Source organism: Mucilaginibacter sp. P1_A3 (genome assembly GCF_056406855.1).
Map to the genome: position 1 here is coordinate 344,120 of NZ_JBFTZJ010000001.1, position 21,376 is coordinate 365,495.

Sequence of the window (21,376 nt, forward strand, 5' to 3'; positions counted from 1 at the left end):
TTGCCGGTTACCAGCCGGGATTTTGAACAAGATTTGGATTAACCTGCAAATCGCTTTCGGCGATGGGCCAGAAATAATCTCTCGGCGCGATAAACCGTGGCGTGTATAACAGCACCCTGCGGTTATAGTCTGCATAGGTGGTTTGCAAAATGTCCCAGCCATAGATTGGTGCGCTCAAAACCAGGGGGGCAGTCTTCCAACGGCGAAGATCCCAGAAACGACTTCCCTCAAATGCCATTTCAATACCGCGTTCCTGTTGGATAATGGAACGAAGACCGGCAACCGATGTGAACTTGGTTGGTTGATTTGAAAAACTGCTCCAGGAACTTTCGACAGTTTTTAATCCCGCCCTTGCCCTGATCTGGTTGACATAGGACAATGCTGCCACAGAATTTCCGCTTTCATTTAAAGACTCAGCATATAACAGATAAAGGTCACTCAAACGCATCACAGGCCATGGGTAAGACTCCACAGTTGTACTTGTTTTGGTTGCAACCAGGTTCCAGTTAACCAATTTTTTGGTGTAATAACCAGTTATAGAATATAAACGGCTTTGCTTTTTGCCAGAATATTGCTCCAGTTTACTCTGGATATTAAAATCCCCGTTCTTCATAAACCACTTTGACCCATCAAAAGCCATATCCGCATAAAAACGGGGCTCCCTGTTAAAATGCAGCCCGACGGTTTGATAATCCTCCTGCATGCCAGAATCCTGCGCGGTAACCGTGCGCAGTTTAAAGCGATTGGCATAGTCCCAGGTCTTATCTTCTTCGATAGGAACGCCATTTTTAGTGTAAAACAACTCCGCCATCTTCAGCGGGGGGGCCAGCTTCCCTTTCAGGTCAAGGTTGATATTATTGGGATCTATCTGTGGGCAGGCAAATAATTGCAGCCAATAAGTGGGGTTCCCACCTGTTGTTAATCCCCAAATTAGTTCACTGTTCCATTTTTCACAAACCGCATTACGGATATTCATCTCTGTTTTTGTGGTATTGTTAACCACGTTGATACCAGGGGTAAAATAATACAGCTTTACTCCTACCGCGGCAGCGGCGTCAATAGCGATTTTACATGCTTTAGCCGCCCTGTCCCATTTCGACGCGTCATATTTCGGATTAAATAAAATCTTCCCATCTTTTCCCTTCATACCGGCAAAGTCGCTGTTTCCGTTAAATAAGGGGCTTGCAGCGGTAACCAGTACTCTCGCCTTAACTGCAAGCGCCGCAACCTTGGTAATTCGGCCCAGTTCTGTAGCTTCATTCGCGATTTTAGATGGCAAACCTGTATTTGCATCTCCGACTGCTGCATCATCAATCAGCTTTGAAATATAGTTTACAACGGAATCAACCGGCTGCCGGAAAACTTTAACTTCCTCTGGTGTTGCAGTTACGGCAAAATTCTTGTCCATAACCGGTATAGGCCCATACATCCTCAGCAAATACCAATGCAGGTAGGCCTTGATGAATTTGGCTTCGGCAACCCATCGCAACTTGACGTATGGTTGCAGATCAACAACCTTATCCACGTTTTCAAGAAATATATTACAAGATCTGATACCCTGCCACAATGATGTTGCACCACCCCAATAATTCATTAATGGGGTGGCCTTGCTTTGATTACCACGGGCAATTTGATAAGGATCGAGGGAAAAATAATCCTCCGTCATCGGCCAGTAGGTCCATGCTTCGTCTCCACCGCTAAAACCAGGATTCCCATCCGGATTGCCGTCATTGGGTAAATACGAGTAACAGGTAAACAGGTATTTTTCTGCCTCGTTACGGTTAGCGAAAGCATTGTCCAATGTCGCTACGTTATCCGGAACCACATCCAGGAAGCTTTTTTTACAAGATGATATGGTGACCAATACGATGAGTGAAAACAACAGACAGGTTGGTTTTCGTCCTAAAAAGATAAGAAACCGGTTATATATGTTTAAAAAATTCATATGATTATATTTTACCAGGGTTAAAATTGGATGTTAGCACCTATATTGAATACTTTTTGTACAGGATAGCCAAGACCGTTGCTCCCTTGTTCGGGGTCCCAAAGCTTAAAGCTGCTGAGCAGGAACAGGTTGGTGCCGTTAGCATAGATCCGCAGACCAGAGATATGGTATTTTCTTAACGTTTTTTCCTTAATGTTATAACCTAACTCGGCTGTTTTCATCCTCAGAAATGAACCGTTGCGCATCCACCAGTTGGAAGATTGATTATTGTTATTATTCTGATTCAAACTAAGCCTCGGCCATAGGGAATATAAATTCCGGTTATCTTCTGACCAATGGTCTTTAGCAATGGCATCAAGCAATCCGTGCTGACCGCCACCATTGGTTACAAATGGCGATATTTTGGATGGGTCAATAAAGAAAGAAGATCTGGCTGATCCCTGGAAAAATGTACTGATATCAAAATTTCCGTATCCGAATGAAAAGCCAAAACCATAGATAATTTCCGGCGTGGTTGGGTATCCCAGGCCGTTGATCATATCAAGGTTGGTAATCTGTCCGTCGCCGTTCAGGTCGCGATACTTGATGTCGCCTCCCCTTACCTCACCAAAGTTTTGTTTGGGCGAATTCTTCACATCTGCATCATCAACAAATAACCGTTCAGCTACCAGTCCAAAAGCTTCATTGATAGACTGCCCTACCCTCGACAGGTATCGCATATTTGCAGGATAATTGGGTTCTTCATTAACCAGCAACTTACTGGCCGCGTAGGTAAAGGTGCCCCGCATTTGTAGCCAGGTTTTCCCGAAATTCTTATTATAATCCATCGACAGATCCACACCTTTGCCCTCGGCTATGCCAACATTGGCACTTACAGGCGCGGTAAGCCCCATCGTTGTTGGAATATAGGCACGTTGCATCAAAATATTGGTGCGTCGTTCTTTGTAGGCGTCTACGGTAATATCTAAGGCATTAAATAGGCCAAGGTCCAATCCAAAATTGGTTTTCTTTGCTTTTTCCCAGGTAATACTGGTGTTGGCATATCTTGAAATAGAAACCAATGGCCTCGAATAACCATAGTTTTCTCCAAATACATATGTATTACTTGCATCATTCAGCGATACATTAGACAGGTAGAAGAACCCGTCGTTGGGGTTACCGATCTGGTCATTACCCACTAATCCGTAAGTGGCGCGCAATTTAAGCTTTGACACCACTCTGGATATTGGTTCGAAGAATTTTTCGTTGCTTACATTCCAGGCCACACCTACAGAAGGGAAAAACCCAAACCTGTTATTCTGAGCAAAGCGTTCAGAGCCGTTATAGCCAAAATTACTTTCAAGCAGGTAGCGGTTGTCATACCCATATGTTAAACGGCCGGATACTCCCTGGTTTCTGAAAGGCAATGATGCCTGGAGGTTGCCGGCATTACCGTTTACGTAATTCCGCTGAATACCGATCAGTAAGCCGCTGATATTATGAACCTTATTAAAGGTGCGGTTGTAGTTAAGGGCCACCTCGCCATAAGTAGTGGTATTTACTGTTTTTGATCCTTCACTATAGTTAAGATACTCTGTTGCCGTTTTTTCGTTCAATAACGACAGGGTATATCCTCTTGGATCGGTACTGGAGGGATTAGCCTGGTAAAAAAAGGGATTGTACTGCCGGTTAACATTAAAATAAGAATAACGCTTGGTATAAACCATTCCCCGGGCAGATAAACCTTCTGTAATGAACTTCAGGTCCTGCTTAAATTCAAACTGCACGTTTAATGTTGATGTGCTGTAATGCTGAAAACCGGATACCATGGAGGCAAAGGGATTATCATAAACCTCTCCGTTGAGCCCTCTGGGTGCATTCCCAAATAGTGGGTGTTTTACAAGAGGCAGATCCGAAGCCGGAAAAATAGCCGGAAACAAAACGGGATTGGCATTCAATGCGCTAGAGAATACCCTTCCCCCACCGCTCACGGCATTGCCGTCACTGTCAAATCCACCAACCGGGCCACTATAATCATCAAAGTCTCCGGAAGTTCGTAGAATAGCCTCGGTATTCGGAGTAAGTTTTACGTTGATGTTGGATCGTATCTGGTAACTTTTGAGGTTAACATTGTTATTAAAGTTGTTGCCACTCTGCGTTTTAAGTACGCCATTATCCTGGTTGGCGGTAGCGGCTATATAATATTGCGCCCTGTTAACACCACCTGTTAAATTCAGATTAAGCCGCTGATTGTTGGTATAATTTTTTATCAGTGTTCCTATCCAATCGTTATTAGGATAAAGCAAAGGATTGTCACCCGCCGCGGTGTGGTCAATTTTGTTTTGGGTATACGGCAGCGGTGCAAGAGGATTTCTGGTTAGCGCAGCCTCATTGGATAACTTCATGTAAGTTATATTATCGGCGAGCCTGAAATTCTGAGTATTAGTGGATGTTGAATTTTCGAACCGGACGTTAAGCTTGGTGTCGCCAATTTTGCCCGATTTTGTGGTAATTAAGATCACCCCGTTAGCCCCGCGGGCTCCATATAAGGAAGAGGCGGCAGCATCCTTCAGAATAGAAAAGGCGGCGATATCATCCGGCTGAAGGCGTGCAAGCTCGGTCGACGAAGATTCCACACCATCTATCAGAATTAGTGGGTCAATTTTACCCGAGCCAAAGGACGTGATGCCCCTAATAAAGAATGATGCATTATCTGCACCCGGCTCACCACTACGCTGGTAAGAAATAAGGCCGGCGATCCTCCCGGCGAGCATTGTAGTGAGGTTACTGGTTGGCCCCTTGATTTCCTTTGGACTTATGGTTGTGATGGCACTAACCATGCTCGCTTTGGTTTGCACTCCGTAAGCCACCACCACAACTTCATTCAGGTTGTTCTTGTCGTCCATCAAAACAACATTGACTATACGACGGCCTTTAACAGCGATCTCCTGTTTGGCATAGCCCAAAAAAGAAATGATCAAAGTGTCGGCTCCCCGGGGTAATTTAACAGCATAGGTTCCATCGTTGCTAGTTTGGGCTCCTGTTGTGGTATGCTTTACGGCAACGTTGACACCAGGCATGACCAGTCCCTTACTGTCGGTCACCTTACCTGTCACGGTAACTAATTCCTGCGCATAGGATGTAAATGCTGCGAACAGGATCAATAGAACACAACAAAGGTACCTCACCTTTAAATAGGTAGAAATTTTTCCATTCATAATAATTTTGAGTAAATGTTAAACCATTTATATTGTATGTACATATATACATAAATAATATTATTAATGTTAAATTTATTTGCACTTTATTTAAAATAAGAATGTGGTATTGCATAATATTTACCATTCAGATGGTATATTAATGTAATTTACTTGCTGGTTATGTTAATATTGATTTAATTAAATATTAAGATCAATGACGAAATTATGTTGGTATGTAAATACATTTAATAATGAAATACTTTTTTTTGTATTCCTGGCCTCTCTGATTCCCGGTTTCAGAATTGGATCGGTAACCGGGGCAAGGTTTCATGCTGAGGTCAAAAAGCTGCGCGAGTTTGCGCAAATTCAAATTTTAAAATACAGGAATACGATACAGGAGCATTTTCCGGATACTGTAAAAATAAGCTGCCCCAAGGGTGGCTACAGTTTATGGATAGTGGGGCAATAAATAGCCAATGCATTAAAAATGCTGGAAAAATTGGTTCACGCGCTATCAGACGGGCATTGATCTAACTTTTCGGAGAAAATAAAGCCCAGCCGCGTTCTCATAACCATTTCAGCAATTATGCTGGCAATAAGGGTTAATAATGGCTTTTGCTTGCCTCTTTATCATAGGAGCTAATTTTGGCCAACGGACATCTGAACTTAGGCTTATGGCCAATGCCACGCATACAGAAACGGTTAGTTTGAAGGTGCCTCTTATTGCTTAATGAGCTTTAATTTTTTTAACCATGTTTGAATTTCTGTCTCTGCCTGTTTTCCTTTCTCCCCTTCCATCACGAATAATATGCCGTCCCTTTCTATTCCCCCCTTGATGGTAAAACCATCCAGCACCGTACTGTTAGGACAGAATTCTTTTACGGTTTGGAAGGTGCTGCCAATGCCATAACCGGCATTAGTATTAAAGGGGATGACAGTTTTGCCGCTCAGGTCATATTGCTTCAAAAAGCTTTTCATCGGTGGTGGCAGTTGCATGCCCCAGGTCGGAAAGCCAACAAATACCAAATCATAGGATGACATGTTGTCAATCTTCGTTTTAAGCGGAGGTAGAAACCCGGATTCATTTTCCCGAACTACCTGGGCAACAATGGCCTGGTAGTTTTCGGGATAAGGATTAACAAGTTCTAAAGCGACCAAATCTCCCCCTACGTGCTTCTGAATGATCTGAGCGACGACTTTAGTATTATTTGTCCGGGACAAGTATATGATAAGTATCTTTTTGGCGGAGATGGATTGCGCTTTTGAGCAGGCAGTTGTACCTGCTAAAGCAATCAAAAGCAAGAAAAAGATAATATTTCTACACATAAACTTGTCAATACCGGTTAATATTATTGCTATTTCATTTTAACAGGCCTAAGCAGCGTTGAAAAAGTGAGCGAACCCATCTTCCATTTGCCGTTTTCTTTAAGGTATACCTCAGTCACCATAAACGCATGGGTTACTTCGTTTCCACCTACTACTGCCAGCAAATCGATATCATTTAAAAGGATGGCAGTATTACCGAAAATGTTTACAGACGCGCCATAAACCTCAGCTTTTTTATACCAAATCATCCCCCCTTTAATGGTATTTAGTTCCTGGGTCTTTCCCCAGCTCCCTCCCATATGAACAAATACACAATTCTCAGCAAACAGTCCGTTTAAAGACTCTACATTTTTGTCTGCCATCCATGTCCATTTTGTTTTAGAGAGCTCGAGTATTTCCTGATCTTCTTTCGTCGTGCTTGTGGCTGGTGAATTTGGCAATTTAGCCTGCCCATATGATAGCTGGACAATGGCGACGCACAGGAACATGCCGATAATAGCTTTTTTCATAATTTTAGGTTTTAAGTTTTATATGTTGGTTAATTTTAGCGCTGTTGTATTCCGCATCAGTTACCCGTTGCAGCCATACCGTTTTGTTCTTTGCACTGTTTGCACTTACGGCCAGGTAGGTAAAGGCACTTTTGTGTGATGCGCCGTGCCAGTGTACAATGCCGGGAAGACATTTAATGATATCTCCTTTGTGAACCACCTCGATGGGTTTGCCTTTTTCCTGGTAATAACCTATTCCTTCTGTGCTCATCAGGATCTGTCCGGCGGGATGGATGTGCCAGTCGAGTTTTGCCCCCGGCGCAAATGTTGCATTTGCTACAGCGATATCAATGGTACTGTCTGGTTTGTTGAGTTCAGTAAGCCAAACTGTTCCGGTATGATTATTTACAGTTGCAAGTTCGCCCCTTGGGAAATATTGGAGTGTTTTGAGCAGCCGCACCGAACGTAATCCAGGCAGATAAAGCAATGGTAATCACAAGTGTTTTTTTCATGTTTTTATTCCGTTGTTTTAGTTTTCCAGTTTTCTTTCGCCCAGCCATTTCACCATCACCGGATCGCGGTGATCAAAGAAACTGCTGGCATTAGTATTCAGCGTTTTAATTTTGTCCATCTCATCCGCGCTTAATTCAAAGTCGAGGCTATTTAAGTTTTCCGCCATCCGCTCTTTGCGTACTGATTTTGGAATGGCAACAACGCCTCGTTGGGTCAGCCAGCGTAGGATCACCTGGGCAATTGATTTGTTATGCTTCTCGCCAATAGTTTTCAGCAATTCATTCTTAAAAATATCATTCTTGCCTTCTGCGAACGGCCCCCAGGATTCTATCTGGACATTATTCTCTTTCATGAACAGTTGCGTATCATATTGCTGGTGGAACGGGTGTGTTTCTACCTGGTTAACAGCAGGAACGATCTCATTGTGAATGATCAGATCAATCAGTCGGTCCGGTTGAAAATTGCTAACGCCGATAGCTCTTACTTTACCTTCTCTATAAAGCGCTTCCATCGCGCGCCATTCACCATATACATCGCCGTAAGGCTGATGGATCAGGTAGAGGTCAAGGTAATCCAGCTGAAGCTTCTTTAATGAATTTTCAAAAGCTTTTTTAGTCCCTTTGTAGCCGTCAGACTGTATCCAAAGCTTGGTTGTAATAAACAGATCTTCCCTAGCCACACCGCTACGCCTGATCGCTTTGCCCACTGCTTCTTCATTCATATAAGATTGAGCAGTATCGATTAACCGATAGCCAGTTTCAATCGCATCCACCACACTTCTTTCACATTCTGCCAGGTCGGTCACCTGGAACACGCCAAATCCTAAGATTGGCATTTCGACGCCGTTATTTAATTTTACCTTTTGCATGTTTTTCTTTGAGCTAACATATACAAAGGTCATGCGTTTTATCGGCCCCGATAGGATATAGATTACGGGTATTTCTACCATTATTACTGATTTAGGTAAAGTTGCTGCCAATGCATTGATTAATAATCTAAATTCGAATTAAAAGAAAGCGATTATGGACAGCATGCGACGTTTTAACACCATAAGTGAATATAATACATTCAATAATAACGAAACTAAGCACCCATTAATTAGCGTCGTCGATCTGTCAAAGGCTGCCCGCAGGCAGGGTTCACAAATGTACTTTGGCTTTTACATTGTGTTTTTAAAAGATGTAAAATGTGGCGACCTTGTATATGGCAGAAATACTTATGATTACCAGGAAGGGACATTGGTATTGATGGCACCGGGTCAGGTGGCAGGGGTCAATAGTAATGGCGAATACTACCAACCCAAAGGATATGCGCTTGTATTTCACCCTGATCTGATACATGGCACAACGCTGGGCCGGCGAATCCAGGAATATTCGTTTTTTGGTTACCAGTCAAACGAAGCATTGCACTTATCTGAACGGGAAAGAAATATCGTTTTGGATTGTTTTTCGAAGATAGATTACGAACTGGAGCGTGGTGTAGATAAGCATAGCAAACGCCTGATCGTATCCAATATTGAACTTTTTTTAGACTATTGTGTTCGTTTCTATGAAAGGCAGTTCATCACCCGCGACCATGTGCTGCATGGGGTGTTGGAAAGTTTTGAAAACCTATTAAATAATTATTTCGCGTCGGATAAACCTGAAACCAACGGTCTGCCTTCAGTTGCTTATTGCGCTGATGAATTGAATTTGTCAGCAAATTATTTTGGCGATTTGGTAAAAAAAGAAACTGGCAAAACCGCGCAGGAATATATACAGTTTAAACTCATAAACATGGCCAAAGAAAAGATCTTTGATGGCAATAAGACTGTTAATCAGGTTGCTCTTGAACTGGGGTTTAAATATCCTCAGCATTTTACAAGATTGTTTAAGAAACGGGTTGGGCAAACCCCGCATGAGTATCGCAAAATGAATTAAAAATTATAGCGTATTCCATCATAGCCCGGGAGGCATCACCAACATGAGACTGGTGATTTAGTTGATTACCTTATTATGGTAACGGCGTTCCGGTTTGAGAGCCGGAGCGCTTTTTAAACGATAGATAACTGAATTAAATAGACTTATGATCACAATTACAGTAAACGGGAAACAGCACCAGGTCGATGCTGATCCTAACATGCCGTTACTATGGGTAATCAGGGATGTCATCGGCCTAACCGGCACTAAATATGGTTGCGGTGTAGCGCAATGCGGGGCCTGCGTTGTACATTTGAATGGTGACGCTGTACGTTCCTGCGTTACAAAATTAAGCCGTGCGGCAGGCCAGCAAGTAATTACGATTGAAGGCCTGTCAGAAAATAATAACCACCCTGCGCAGGTGGCATGGAACGAAGAAAATGTACCGCAATGTGGTTATTGCCACTCAGGACAAATTATGTCGGCTGCGGTTTTGTTAAAAGAAAACTCCAATCCCAGCGATGCTGATATTGATAGCGCCATGGCAGGTAATATCTGTCGTTGCGGAACCTACCAACGTATTCGTAAGGCCATACATTTAGCTGCTGAGTTGCAGAGAAAGGAAGCTGCAAGCAAATGAAACATCAAATAAAAATTCCGGTGAAAGCATTCGCTGTGGTCAGCGTTCTGCTAATGACGGTCGGTATCATGGCGTTTGCGCTCCATAGCGATGACAGAAAAAGCAAGGTACCTGTGTCAATGCTGCCAGTTGCCAAAAAAGATAGTATAGCATCCGTTAAGGCATTTAAACAAGTATATACGGTGCTGACAAGTGCCCGATGTATGAACTGTCACCCGTCTGGTAACATTCCTTTGCAGGGAGACGACAGTCATCTGCATACCATGTCTCCCCAAAGAGGAATTGATGGTAAGGGTGTATACGCAATGAAATGTTCCAATTGCCACCAGCCTACCAATACCCCCGGCTTACATACTCCTCCCGGTAATCCCAACTGGCACCTGCCACCAGCAAATATGAAGATGGTTTTCCAGGGCCGCACACCGCGCCAATTGGCTAAGCAATTGATAGATCCAAAACAAAACGGCCACAAAGACTTGAAAAAACTGATTGAACACGCAGATGATGGCCTGGTACTTTCGGGTTGGAACCCTGGCGAAGGACGCAAATTGCCGCCTATGAGCCACGCGGCATTTAAAAAAGCGTGGATCACCTGGCTTACCACAGGTGCGTATGCACCCAAAGGGAAATAAGAACGATTTATTTACACTTAACTCAATACCTTATGAGTACAAGTAACATATCAAGAAGAAATTTTTTAAGGGCCGCCGGCCTTACCGGAACAGCTCTTTTTGTCGGTCTTTACTTCTCTTCAAACGCTGAAGAAGCTAAACTTGCTACCGCAGATTCTGCGATGGCTTCGGATATAGAGATGAATGCCTGGATACATATTGACACAAATGGCAAGGTTACCATATTCAGCCACCGCGCTGAGATGGGCCAGGGTGCTTACCAATCCGTCCCACAGATCGTTGCAGAAGAACTGGAAGTCAATTTGAAGGACATCAATATCCGCTTTGCGCAGGGCAACCGGGAGAAATACGGTAATCAGGTAACCGGTGGCAGTTCGACGATTCGAGGGTCATATAAAAATTTACTTAAATTAGGTGCATCAGCGCGTGAGATGCTCATTTCGGCGGCTGCCGCAAAGTGGAGTGTACCAACATCAGAATGTTATGCACAGTCAGGACACGTGTTACATCGTCCTTCAGGCAAAAAATTCCATTACGGTGAGTTGGTAGAAGCCGCATCAAAACTGGAAGCTCCTAAAGATATCGTGTTGAAAAACAGATCGGATTATAAATTGATCGGGAAACCACTGGCAAGGCTGGATACACCCTTGAAAACCAATGGTGTAGCAGTATTCGGCCTGGATTTTAAACTCCCGGGCATGTTGTACGCTGTTGTTGAGCGAAACCCGCGGTTGCGCGGAAAGCTCAAATCATTTGATGCCAGTGCGGCACTGAAAGTTCCCGGCGTAAAAAAAGTATGTAAGATACAAACCGGAGTATTTCAAACTTTCAGGGATGGTGTTGCTGTGGTGGCTGATAGCACCTGGGCTGCCATACAGGGTCGAAAAGCATTAACGATTGAGTGGGATGACAGCGGATTTGACCACGTGAACACCGCTGACATTTATAAAAAGCAAAACGAGCTTATCAATAATGAAGAAGGCTTATCCGCAAGAAAACAGGGTGATCCTGATTCGATATTAAGCGCTGCTACCCAAAAGCTGGATGTTGTTTATGAAACGCCTTACCAATCACATAGCGCGATGGAGCCACTGAATTGTGTTGCTTTTTATCAATCCGACAAATTGGAGATCTGGGGGCCGATACAGGCGCCTGAATGGGTACAGGATTACATCTGCGCACAGTTCAAGTTACCGAAAGAAAAAGTAATTGTTAATATGACCTTTTTAGGCGGAGGTTTTGGAAGAAAAGCATTCATGGATTATCCGCATGAGGCTTGCTTAATTTCTAAAGAAACCGGTACGCCTGTGCAGGTAGTATGGACAAGAGAGGACGACATGACACAGGGCCCCTATAGGGCCGGGATAACTTACCGGTGCCAGGGAGCGATTCAGGACGGTCAAATCAGCGCACTCAAATTCAGAATGGCCGGGCAGAATATCGGGCACTGGCAGGGTGCACCGAAAGATAAGCCCAACCGTAGTACCACTGAAGGATTTCTTGCTCCTTATTATAAAAGCATCCAGCATATAAGTTTCTCGGATATACCTTTTGAAACGCCCATCCCGAATGTGTGGTGGCGGTCGGTTTATGCTTCTACCAATGGTTTTGCTTTTGAAAGCCTGCTTAACGAAATGGCCCATCTCGCAAAAAAAGACCCTCTTGATTTCAGAAGGGCATATTTAAGGGAAGAGCGGGAACAGAAACTGATCGATAAATTAGAGGAAGTTTCTGATTGGAAATCTAAAAAGAATGGTGACGGATTCGGGGTAGCGATTACCGAATGTTTTTCAACCACCGTTGGCCAGATCGTTAAAGTTTCACGAAAAGCCGACGGGAAAATTAGAATCGATCAGGTATGGGCGGTGGTAGACTGTGGTTGGTACGTAAACCCCGATATCATCCATGCCCAGGTAGAAGGTTCGGTATTGATGGCCCTTGGTGCTGCTACTACTCATCAGATCACCTTCAAAGATGGTTTGGTAGAACAACGAAATTTTTATAATTATCCAATGCCAAGAATCAATGATATGCCATTGGTGGAGGTACACATTATGGAGAATGATGCAAATGCCGGCGGTGTTGGTGAACCGGGGCTTCCACCCTTTGCACCAGCATTAACGGAGGCTTTGTTTGACCTGACGGGTAAACGGATAAGGAAACTGCCATTTGATATGAGCAACATTTAAGGTGGTTAAATGAAAGAATGAATTTACCTGAAAGGCAATGGCGACACAATTCATGGGGCTTACTAAAAGGGATTAGATATATTAATAAAACTAATGAGGGTAAGCCAATGACATCGCCGCTCCCACTAGGATTAACGCATGGATTTGAATGCTGCGCGCATCTCCTGAACAAACAGTTGGGGTTCGCCCCATGCGGCAAAATGTCCGCCCCGGTCAACTTCATTGTAATAGATGAGGTTTTTATAAGCACGGCGTGCCCAGCTTTCCGGAGAAGCATAAACGTCGTTCGGAAATGTGGTAACCGCTACCGGGATAGTAATGTGGTCAGATTTCATTACACTTGCATTGATAATACTATTGTTTCGGTTTTCCCAATAAATTTGGGCGGAAGAAGAAGCCGTATTGGTTAACCAGTAAAGCGAAATATCATCAAGCACCTGATCTTTGGTTGGCAGCTGTTTGGGATCATTGCCATAAGACCAGTCATCGAAGCCGGGATGTAAGAAAATCCACGAAGCAAGCCCTATCGGTGAATCTGTTAAACCATAGCTTACTCCCTGGGGCCTTCGCTCCATTGTTGTTTTATAGATAAACCCACCGGTCTTAATTGCATTGCTAAGGTGTTGGAAAGCTGCACTTTCCTTTTCAGAAAAGCCTGCAGGTATAGTATTGCCTCCCAAAGCCATTGCTGCCTCAATGGGTAACGTTGCCGGTAAATTACTGTGAATACCCAATAATCCATTTGGCGCCTGCAGTGCCATAGCGTGGACAATACCCGCGCCCCAGTCTCCACCCTGAGCGACATAACGCTTGTATCCCAGGCGTTCCATCAGCACAATCCAGGCCTTCGCAATACGATCATTATTCCAGCCTTCCGTGCCCGGTTTGCCAGAAAAGCCAAATCCGGGCAATGAAGGTATAATAACATCAAAAGCATCTTCTGCTTTTCCTCCATAGGCGGTCGGGTTGGTCAGTGGTTCAATAACATTTATAAATTCAAAAACTGATCCGGGCCAACCATGGCTTAAAATAAGCGGCATTGCATTTTTATGTTTTGATTTGACATGGATAAAATGGATATCGACACCGTCAATTTTGGTTTTAAACTGTGGATAAGCATTTAATTTAGCCTCCGCCTTTCTCCAGTCATAGGCTGTTCCCCAATACCTGGCAAGCTCCTGCAGCTTGGCAAGCTTCGCGCCCTGTGAGGCATCTTCCACAAGTTCTTTTCCCGGCCATTTGGTAGCTGTAATACGCTGGCGAAGGTCTCTGACATCGCTATCGGAAATATTTACCTTAAATGGCCGTATACTCTCGTCAGTTTTTGAATTGCCCTGTGCGGCAGCGGTAGCAACTTGGATCATCAATACTCCGGTAGCTACTATTCGGGCAATATTATTTAACATCCTCATTTATTGTTGTATTTCAATTATTAACTGTTTCTGTTCTGCTTTCTAAGGCAAAGGTAGTATCGTAGGGACGGAATGATAAGGATAACATAGCTGAAGTAGGCAAAGTTATGGGCGAAACGGACACGGACGGTGCTGACTTATAATCGTAGCCTAAGGGTGGTCTTAAATGGCATCATGATTAGTTATGCCCCCTATTCGGCAACGCAAATTTACCGCGTACATGAGTGAAACCCTGGTAATCGGTGTACAAGATGAGGGGCAAAACTCCACTGTTCCGAGCGCTTTTAGGCACTGAAAGGAGAAAGACCGAACCCTTTAAAGATCCGGAGAAGTAAAAAGGAAATGAATGGCTATTAGTTTCTATATGCCTGCCTGGTAAGCACTTTGAAGGGTCAGCAAAACTATAAATAAGGTGGCTTGCTCAATCGTTTACCGATTCAATCCCGGTTTTTACCGGTTTCCCGGAACAGTTAACCAGATTATGCTGGTAGCCCTCCCATCCTGCGGTTAATTTCGTCCTGTTAATCAAGCTGATCTTATGAGTAACCGCATAAAATGTTTTAAAAGCTTAATCGTCTATACTACCATGGAGCAGAATTATTTAATCCAGAACCCAGCGCCAACTGTACCCGATCAGGAACGGGAACTGGCGATCTTATTCCTGGATATCCGGAACTTTACCCCCCTGATGGAAGCACAGCCAGGCCAAACCGTTATACAGGTTGTTCGCCGTTTATTCACTACGTTCAACCAGGTAGTGAAGAATTTCGGGGGCCGGGTAGTAGAAGTTGCCGGGGACAGCCTGTACGTGGTATTTGGCTTACAAACCGGGCTGAAAGAATCAGTGGATCATGCTTACCAGGCCGCTAAAGTTATGTTCCAGACCGTTAGCCTTTTCAATGAAGCTTACACCGAACCCTTTTACGGCGGCCCGCTGGAAATCGGCGTAGGCTTACACGCCGGGAAAGTTTTCGTCGGTGAGTTCGGCTTAGATAACGGCCCCCAGTTATCGGTCATGGGGCTGCCCGTTAATATCGCTTCCAGGCTCCAGGCCAAAACCAAGGAGCTGGATAACGACCTGATCATTTCCGAATACGCCTACCAGTTATTATCTGATGATAAGGCCGTAGTCCGGCACGAAACGGTGAAACTGCAAGGCATTAGCCAGGGGCAGCAAGTCCGCTTAGCGGGGAAATCCTACAGCGCCCGGCAAAACATGGATTATTTAATGGCAATATCCGGCTAACATCCTTTAAATTCTCCGCAAACCTGCTGCCAATTTTCAGCCTTGTAGAGCGTTTATATCGAACAACATTTAATATCGGTCCAGTGCCCATTAGTCGCCTGTTACCTTTGTATTTCTTTTTACAGCAAGCGGATATTGTCGATCAACGCGATTGAGCTCAATATAAACCGAATCTTTATGTCCATCTAATCCCTTTAAAATAAATCTGCCAGGCTTTGAGATCGTATAGTTCCATATGGTCTTTTCACTGGTATCTGCGCGGTTCTGCAATGTTAAAGTGTGTTTAATTGTATCAGCCTTATAGCCGTAAAACAGCCTGCCTATGTTACCGTAATACTCGGTAGTACGGATCTTATTTTGTGTGTTAAGTTTAAAAGGCCTGGCTACTTTAATACTGATGGTATTGAATTTTTCAAAAACTACATTTTGCCAGCGCAGGCTATCGTTAGGAGAATATGGGATAAATCTGTTATTTATCCTAAACTCATCCACATTATAAAACCCTGTAAAGCTTTCTACCCCATTATCCAACGGCAGTTTAAATGTTTTACCCGCTGCGTAGAGCTTTCCGTAATGATAACCCCGGTAAACGAGAAAAATAAAAATAAAACCAATTTTAAGTGCAATGCGCCCCACCCTCTTCCATTGCTGCGGAAAAACAGGCGGCCGGATATAGCTAATCGCCGCCTCTTTGTGCTCGATAAGAAGCTGCCAGAATTTGGGTGAATCTTTTGCAAGCAGCAATAGGGATAATAATAACAGGTGCAGGCTCGCAAGCTCCACCCCGGCGTCATAACCAATATTTACAAACCAGATAGGAAGCAGTATAGCGATCATCATCAGGGCCCCCAATGTTGTAGTGCGCCTGAAAAGAATAAGGATAGTGGCAGTCAGCTCAAAGATGCCTGCAAAAACCTCAAAAAACGGAGATACCCCGGTTGTAAGCCAATATAGTTTTCCTGGTGTAAAATCGCCAAGACTGGTGTTCAACTGGCTGATGGTTGGAAAAGGCATTTGAACAGGGAATACTTTAGCAATAGCAAACCACGACATTCTTAAAACAATCTGGTATCTCACTAAAATAAAGAACCAGTTATAAAGGCCTCCATCACCGGTATTGAGATCTGTTACGTTTTTATCCTTATTGATTTGCTTTTCAACCAATAACCAAACTGTACCGGCAACCAAACAAATCAACAAAGTGATAAACCAGCCCGTATAGTTTTTACCTCCCTGGCTGCTGAAGAACCAGGGATTATTCTGGCTTATTACATCCAGCCATCTCCAGGGGTAGTTTGCCACCGAAAAACCTACATCAAAGTCCTGGCTGTAAAATGAAGGAACAAGCGGTATAACAGTTACAGCACCATAAACGATAAATGTTCTTAAAAGAGCCCGATTGTACCATTTCCAGTCGGGGTGGGCGAAATTGCTTATATTTCCCATTAGCCCAATCGTTTATTAACCTCGTTCCAGTTAATTACATTCCACCAACCAGCGATATACTCATTACGCCTGTTCTGATACTTCAGGTAATAAGCATGCTCCCAAACATCCAGAGCCAGTAAGGGAACACCCTTTACCGCAGCATTATCAAATAAAGGGTTATCCTGGTTGCCTGTAGATGCAATAGTTAATTTACCGTTAACATTTACCAACCACACCCAGCCCGATCCAAAGCGGGTTAGCGCGGCTTGCGTAAATTGTTCTTGGAACTGCTCAACAGACCCAAATGCCGCATTCAAAGCATCTTTAATCCTGCCATCAGGACCGGTTGGGTTTGGCGTAAGGCTTTGCCAGAAAAAATTGTGATTCCAGGCACCTCCGCCGTTATTACGTGCTTTGGGCGACAGCTGCGAAGCGTGGTCAAAAAACTCCTTTTCGGTAGTAAAGGTTAGCTTTTCGGCAACAATGGCCTCATTTACATTTTTGATGTAGGTTGCATGGTGCTTAGTATAATGTATTTCGTTTGTGAGCGCATCTATATGTGGCTCCAATGCTTTATAGTCAAAGCCCAGCGGAACCTGTGCAAACTTTAAAACATCGCCAGATATGGTTGCTGCGCTTTTGGGAGATGCTAACGCGTTTTCGCTGTTTAAAATCAGTGGCCCGGTTACGGTTATGGCAACGGTTGCCTTTAATGTATTTTCTATAAATTCTCTGCGACTACTATTTTTCATTATGATGATGTTGAATTATAAATTGATTAAAAAATAAAGCCGCCCGGCAAAAACCGGGACAGCCTTATTGGCACATCTATTAAATCACTGCTATTTGTGCTGTATTTTGTTAGTTATGGGTAATGATAGTAGCGCCAACAGCTGTACTGCCGGGTGTTCCGTTGATATAAATGGTATATATTTTGCCGGATGCTAAAACAACATTACTTAACTTATCATTTAGTATGCTCACGACTGAATGATCTGCAGATTTACTGACAGAAAAATTAACCGTGCCAGCGTCAACACTCACAAAGGGCCCAAGCGACCATGCGTTATACCCTGTACCGGAAAGAATTGATCCACCGGCGCGACCATACACTGTATTGGTAAATAAGGCGGTTTGCCCGGCTATTCCAAAATCAACGGCGGCATTGCCGGGTGCCAGATGTACAAATCTTACTTTGGCTTTGCCAGCAGCCGGCGCACTCAGGTCGTCATAAAACAGGATGAGCGAATCGGCAGTAGCCTTGGTGTTTTTTACTGCGAATACAGTATGATAGTATGTGGCTATAGGGCCGTTAGGGCCGCCGGTTGTCGTAAAAGCGGCACTATTCCCAAACTGGCGTGATGCTTTGTATGAGGTGTTAGTACCCTCCGTAAAATTGATCTGCACATCGCCAAATTGGGTATCAAGGTAATCTGTTTTGGCATTTATGGCTACAGCGGCTTTGGTTACCTGTGTGGTATATGTCCAAAACTGGATACCTGCATTTACCGGCCTTGCATTTACAAAGCCGATATGAGCAGCAAGCGCGGGCCTATTGGCATCGTTGATGTTCAGGTAATCTGTTTTTTTGCAGGAAGAGGCCAATAATAATATGCCCGCAAACAGTAAAGTTAACTTGTATGGTGTCGACCTTAGCACCGACCTGTATATTTTATAATAATTGTTATTCATGATTTGTAGCTTATAAATGAGCAGATAGTTTAATAAATGGCTGGATGCCCGCGCTGCCGTTTTGGATACCAACAACGGTAGGATTGCGTAAACCAGCTATGGATGGATCGGTATACTCTCCCACGATATTGAACAGGTTGTTTACACCGGCAGTGGCCTGTAGTTTGGCCGTGAACTTATAGCCTATGGATAGATCTGTTACCCAGATAGGCTTCAGGTTCTGGTAAAAGTAAACCGGGTTAAGCGGATCGGCAGCGCTCAGCAGCGATGCGGTGGTTACCTTACCAAAGTAAACGGTACGCAGTAAGAAGGTGAACTTATCCAAACTATAAATGCCCTGAAGATTGATCTTTTGTGCTGGGATATTAGTGGTAACCCTCGCCCTTTCTCCCGGGCTTAGTATAACATTCTTATACGCTTCTAATCCCTTTGGAGTATTTACTTTAGTCACCTCGTTTTTGGAAAAGTTTCCGCCGAAAAGGAAGTTGATATTGCCCTTATCTAACAATACCTTATAGCTGCCGGTAAATTCTATACCCCTGGTACGGGTGCTGAATTCATTGTAAAAGAAATTTGCCTGCGCTGCACCTGTCTGTTGAAAAAGGGTTTTTACGTCTGCCGGAAGATTGGCATCAGTGGAGGTAAAGTTACCGGTATTACCTACCCTGTTATCAATCTTGATCAGGTAGGCGTCCACGGTCAGTTCTACATTACTGCCGGGTGCCGAGGTAAGGCCCAGCGCGTATCCTTTTGATTTTTCGGGCGTTAATTTAGGGATACCCAATGCCCTTGCCGCCGCGCTTTGGTTCGACGCTGTTAAAATATCAACTCCCCTGCCCTGCTGAAACGTAGTAGAAACTGAGGTGTAATAAGATTGTGCCAGGTCTGGTGCCCGGAAGCCTGTATTGGCCGATCCACGAATATTCAACCATCTGGCAAAACTGTAACGGGTGGCAGCTTTCCAGGTAAACACATTGCCGAAATCGGAAAAATATTCTGCACGACCAGCACCCGATATCAGCCATGCTTTGGTTACATTCAGTTCCACATCAGCGTAGCCGGCGGTTACAGAACGGCTGACGTTCACCGCATTCTCGGGCCGGAAACCCAGGTGGATCTGCGAACCGGCGGCGAGGCCGTTCAGCGAAGTTACGCCTGCATTTGACAAATAGGGAATGCCACCAACGGTAGTATCAACATCCACAATAGTGCGCTGGTCTGCCTTAGAATAAGAGCCTTCCTCGCCTGCTATGATCTGGAAACTTTCTATCCGGTGCTGCGCGCCAAAGGCTACGTTTAACCCTTTTAAAACCTTTTCAAAGTAACGGCTAAAATCGAGTCCTGTGGTATTTTGGCCTGCGTTATATCTGCCCGCATCAAAGCTGGTCGGGCTTTTCAACCCAAGGCTGGCGTTTAAAGAATTATCCACCCGGTTGGTGAAACTATTCTTTCCAAATACGTTAGATAGATCTACATTCCAATCGCCAACCTTGCCTTTTATACCCACAGCTATTGAACCGTCAACAATGTTATTTTCCATGGCCGGTAAAAAACCATCCGGGTAAATAAAGTTATTGTTCCGCGATGTCCATCCGGGTAAACGGTAAACGGCGGTAAACTGGGAATTACGACTGCTGATGCCACCGAATGCGTATATATCCGTGGTTTTATTTAATGGAAAGCCCGCGTTGAAAGACAGCAATGCGTCCTGGCCTGCATTGGACCCGCCGCCACGCTGATCAAAAAAATGACGGTCAATACCGCGGCTTTTTAAAATGGCATCATCAATTTCTTTGGTATAAATGGCATCATAAGCGCGTGTATTTGCACCGCCGCCATAAATGGGCCCGTTATATAATCCGGCATTGGCTCTTCCTGCTGGCAACGCGATGGCCTGCGTTGCGTATTCAGCAGTGGCATTAATATAACCTCCTGCGCTGCCTAAGCCAACACCATAATTTACGCTGGTACGCGTTGTTGCACCATCACCACGCCTGCGAGTACTTCCTGAGGTATTAACCGCAAGGTCATCTGTTTTTTTCTTAAGTACGATATTGATAACGCCGGCGATCGCATCAGATCCATATTGAGCCGCCGCGCCGTCGCGCAGGATCTCAATCCTATCGATAGAACCTGATGGTATAGAATTTAAATCATACCCGGTAGATCCGTTGCCCAGGCCGCCATAATTTACGTTAGCGCTTTTATGCCTGCGCTTGCCATTTACTAAAACCAATACCTGGTCTGGCCCCAGACCGCGAAGCTGGGCTAAACTAAGTGCCGACCCGGCATCACCGGCATTACTTCCGTTAACGGAGTGGAACGATGGCGAAATATATTGCAGCAACTGCGTTACGCTCACCTGCGGCGCAGATTCCAGCAAAGGCTTGATATCGATAATATCGACAGCCGAAGCTGAATTAAGCTTGGTACGGTTGGCATTGCGCGAACCGATGATCTGCACCTCGTTAAGATCATTACCTGCAGGCTTAAGCACTATTTTAAACTCTTTTAGTCCGTCAATCTCTACTTCCTGGCTTTCGTATCCTAAAAAAGAAAACACCAGGTACTTGCCATTGCGTACTACGATACTAAAAGTACCGTCGGCTTTGGTAACCGCGCCTTCATTTAATCCTTTAATGCGTATAGATACACCCGGTAAAGGGGCTTTATCATCGGCAGCGGTGACTATTCCGCTAACCGTTCGTTTTTGTGCGAATATATTTTGCCCGTAAGCCAGGCTAAAAAATATAAGCAGGAGTACAATTTTCTTCATTTTACAATAGTT

Annotated in this window: 17 protein-coding genes; 6 read left to right on the forward strand and 11 right to left on the reverse strand. The window is 44.3% G+C overall.

The window, feature by feature from the left end:
• Positions 1-7: 7 nt before the first annotated feature.
• Together AC1D0K_RS01475 and AC1D0K_RS01480 are read right to left on the reverse strand one after the other, a co-directional pair.
• A complete protein-coding gene (locus AC1D0K_RS01475; RefSeq protein ID WP_477462981.1) occupies positions 8-1,945 on the reverse strand; it encodes a RagB/SusD family nutrient uptake outer membrane protein in 1,938 nt (645 codons plus the stop codon).
• A gap of 20 nt (positions 1,946-1,965) precedes the next feature.
• Entirely contained in the window at positions 1,966-5,142 is a 3,177-nt protein-coding gene (locus tag AC1D0K_RS01480; protein ID WP_477441673.1) for a SusC/RagA family TonB-linked outer membrane protein, read from the reverse strand.
• Between the two features lie 196 nt (positions 5,143-5,338).
• Here AC1D0K_RS01480 and AC1D0K_RS01485 point away from each other — a divergent pair, with 196 nt between their 5' ends.
• Positions 5,339-5,593, forward strand: coding sequence for a hypothetical protein (locus AC1D0K_RS01485; RefSeq protein WP_477399565.1), 255 nt, complete (start codon positions 5,339-5,341; stop codon positions 5,591-5,593).
• 251 nt (positions 5,594-5,844) lie between these two features.
• On the opposite strand, the gene AC1D0K_RS01490 is transcribed toward AC1D0K_RS01485, so the two are convergent.
• From AC1D0K_RS01490 to AC1D0K_RS01505, 4 genes are read right to left on the reverse strand one after another with little or no spacing between them, the layout of a single operon-like run.
• The gene (locus tag AC1D0K_RS01490; protein WP_477399567.1) at positions 5,845-6,450 is read right to left on the reverse strand and encodes a flavodoxin; all 606 of its coding nucleotides are present in this window, start codon (positions 6,448-6,450) and stop codon (positions 5,845-5,847) included.
• 29 nt (positions 6,451-6,479) lie between these two features.
• Positions 6,480-6,959, reverse strand: coding sequence for a nuclear transport factor 2 family protein (locus AC1D0K_RS01495; RefSeq protein ID WP_477399569.1), 480 nt, complete (start codon positions 6,957-6,959; stop codon positions 6,480-6,482).
• A gap of 4 nt (positions 6,960-6,963) precedes the next feature.
• Positions 6,964-7,425 (reverse strand): cupin domain-containing protein, encoded by a 462-nt coding sequence (locus tag AC1D0K_RS01500; protein WP_477399571.1) that lies wholly within the window; start codon positions 7,423-7,425, stop codon positions 6,964-6,966.
• Positions 7,426-7,467: 42 nt separating this feature from the next.
• Positions 7,468-8,430, reverse strand: coding sequence for an aldo/keto reductase (locus tag AC1D0K_RS01505; RefSeq protein WP_477399573.1), 963 nt, complete (start codon positions 8,428-8,430; stop codon positions 7,468-7,470).
• Between the two features lie 43 nt (positions 8,431-8,473).
• On the opposite strand from AC1D0K_RS01505, the gene AC1D0K_RS01510 reads away from it, so the two are divergent.
• From AC1D0K_RS01510 to AC1D0K_RS01525, 4 genes are all read left to right on the forward strand, one after another.
• Positions 8,474-9,370: a helix-turn-helix domain-containing protein gene (locus tag AC1D0K_RS01510; RefSeq protein WP_477441677.1), complete on the forward strand. Its 897-nt coding sequence runs from the start codon at positions 8,474-8,476 to the stop codon at positions 9,368-9,370.
• Between the two features lie 145 nt (positions 9,371-9,515).
• Entirely contained in the window at positions 9,516-9,989 is a 474-nt protein-coding gene (locus tag AC1D0K_RS01515) for a (2Fe-2S)-binding protein (protein WP_295718963.1), read from the forward strand.
• On the forward strand, positions 9,986-10,621 hold the full coding sequence (locus tag AC1D0K_RS01520; protein ID WP_477441679.1) for a hypothetical protein: 636 nt from the start codon (positions 9,986-9,988) through the stop codon (positions 10,619-10,621). Before AC1D0K_RS01515 ends, AC1D0K_RS01520 begins: the two co-directional genes overlap by 4 nt.
• A 32-nt stretch (positions 10,622-10,653) precedes the next feature.
• Positions 10,654-12,810, forward strand: coding sequence for a molybdopterin cofactor-binding domain-containing protein (locus AC1D0K_RS01525; protein ID WP_477441681.1), 2,157 nt, complete (start codon positions 10,654-10,656; stop codon positions 12,808-12,810).
• Between the two features lie 131 nt (positions 12,811-12,941).
• Here AC1D0K_RS01525 and AC1D0K_RS01530 read toward each other — a convergent pair whose 3' ends face one another.
• Complete coding sequence (locus tag AC1D0K_RS01530; protein ID WP_477398185.1) at positions 12,942-14,222, reverse strand: epoxide hydrolase family protein; 1,281 nt, start codon at positions 14,220-14,222, stop codon at positions 12,942-12,944.
• Positions 14,223-14,760: 538 nt separating this feature from the next.
• Here AC1D0K_RS01530 and AC1D0K_RS01535 point away from each other — a divergent pair.
• On the forward strand, positions 14,761-15,468 hold the full coding sequence (locus tag AC1D0K_RS01535; RefSeq protein ID WP_477398187.1) for an adenylate/guanylate cyclase domain-containing protein: 708 nt from the start codon (positions 14,761-14,763) through the stop codon (positions 15,466-15,468).
• A 90-nt stretch (positions 15,469-15,558) separates the two neighbouring features.
• On the opposite strand, the gene AC1D0K_RS01540 is transcribed toward AC1D0K_RS01535, so the two are convergent.
• The 4 genes from AC1D0K_RS01540 to AC1D0K_RS01555 form a co-directional block, all read right to left on the reverse strand.
• Complete coding sequence (locus tag AC1D0K_RS01540; protein ID WP_477398189.1) at positions 15,559-16,914, reverse strand: hypothetical protein; 1,356 nt, start codon at positions 16,912-16,914, stop codon at positions 15,559-15,561.
• Positions 16,914-17,648 carry a superoxide dismutase gene (locus AC1D0K_RS01545; RefSeq protein WP_477398191.1) on the reverse strand — a complete coding sequence of 245 codons (735 nt, stop codon included), beginning with the start codon at positions 17,646-17,648 and terminating at the stop codon, positions 16,914-16,916. Before AC1D0K_RS01545 ends, AC1D0K_RS01540 begins: the two co-directional genes overlap by 1 nt.
• 109 nt (positions 17,649-17,757) lie before the next feature.
• Positions 17,758-18,588, reverse strand: a complete 831-nt coding sequence (locus AC1D0K_RS01550) for a DUF4397 domain-containing protein (RefSeq protein WP_477441683.1) — start codon at positions 18,586-18,588, stop codon at positions 17,758-17,760.
• 10 nt (positions 18,589-18,598) lie between these two features.
• Positions 18,599-21,364, reverse strand: a complete 2,766-nt coding sequence (locus AC1D0K_RS01555) for a TonB-dependent receptor (protein ID WP_477398195.1) — start codon at positions 21,362-21,364, stop codon at positions 18,599-18,601.
• Positions 21,365-21,376: the final 12 nt, after the last annotated feature.

What these genes read in the sequence shown, in the direction of transcription:
- AC1D0K_RS01475 (WP_477462981.1), bottom strand. Translation starts at nt 1,945, where the DNA reads ATGAATTTTTTAAACATATATAACCGGTTTCTTATCTTTTTAGGACGA.
- AC1D0K_RS01480 (WP_477441673.1), bottom strand. Translation starts at nt 5,142, where the DNA reads ATGAATGGAAAAATTTCTACCTATTTAAAGGTGAGGTACCTTTGTTGT.
- AC1D0K_RS01485 (WP_477399565.1), top strand. Translation starts at nt 5,339, where the DNA reads ATGACGAAATTATGTTGGTATGTAAATACATTTAATAATGAAATACTT.
- AC1D0K_RS01490 (WP_477399567.1), bottom strand. Translation starts at nt 6,450, where the DNA reads ATGTGTAGAAATATTATCTTTTTCTTGCTTTTGATTGCTTTAGCAGGT.
- AC1D0K_RS01495 (WP_477399569.1), bottom strand. Translation starts at nt 6,959, where the DNA reads ATGAAAAAAGCTATTATCGGCATGTTCCTGTGCGTCGCCATTGTCCAG.
- AC1D0K_RS01510 (WP_477441677.1), top strand. Translation starts at nt 8,474, where the DNA reads ATGGACAGCATGCGACGTTTTAACACCATAAGTGAATATAATACATTC.
- AC1D0K_RS01515 (WP_295718963.1), top strand. Translation starts at nt 9,516, where the DNA reads ATGATCACAATTACAGTAAACGGGAAACAGCACCAGGTCGATGCTGAT.
- AC1D0K_RS01520 (WP_477441679.1), top strand. Translation starts at nt 9,986, where the DNA reads ATGAAACATCAAATAAAAATTCCGGTGAAAGCATTCGCTGTGGTCAGC.
- AC1D0K_RS01525 (WP_477441681.1), top strand. Translation starts at nt 10,654, where the DNA reads ATGAGTACAAGTAACATATCAAGAAGAAATTTTTTAAGGGCCGCCGGC.
- AC1D0K_RS01530 (WP_477398185.1), bottom strand. Translation starts at nt 14,222, where the DNA reads ATGAGGATGTTAAATAATATTGCCCGAATAGTAGCTACCGGAGTATTG.
- AC1D0K_RS01535 (WP_477398187.1), top strand. Translation starts at nt 14,761, where the DNA reads ATGAGTAACCGCATAAAATGTTTTAAAAGCTTAATCGTCTATACTACC.
- AC1D0K_RS01540 (WP_477398189.1), bottom strand. Translation starts at nt 16,914, where the DNA reads ATGGGAAATATAAGCAATTTCGCCCACCCCGACTGGAAATGGTACAAT.
- AC1D0K_RS01545 (WP_477398191.1), bottom strand. Translation starts at nt 17,648, where the DNA reads ATGAAAAATAGTAGTCGCAGAGAATTTATAGAAAATACATTAAAGGCA.
- AC1D0K_RS01550 (WP_477441683.1), bottom strand. Translation starts at nt 18,588, where the DNA reads ATGAATAACAATTATTATAAAATATACAGGTCGGTGCTAAGGTCGACA.
- AC1D0K_RS01555 (WP_477398195.1), bottom strand. Translation starts at nt 21,364, where the DNA reads ATGAAGAAAATTGTACTCCTGCTTATATTTTTTAGCCTGGCTTACGGG.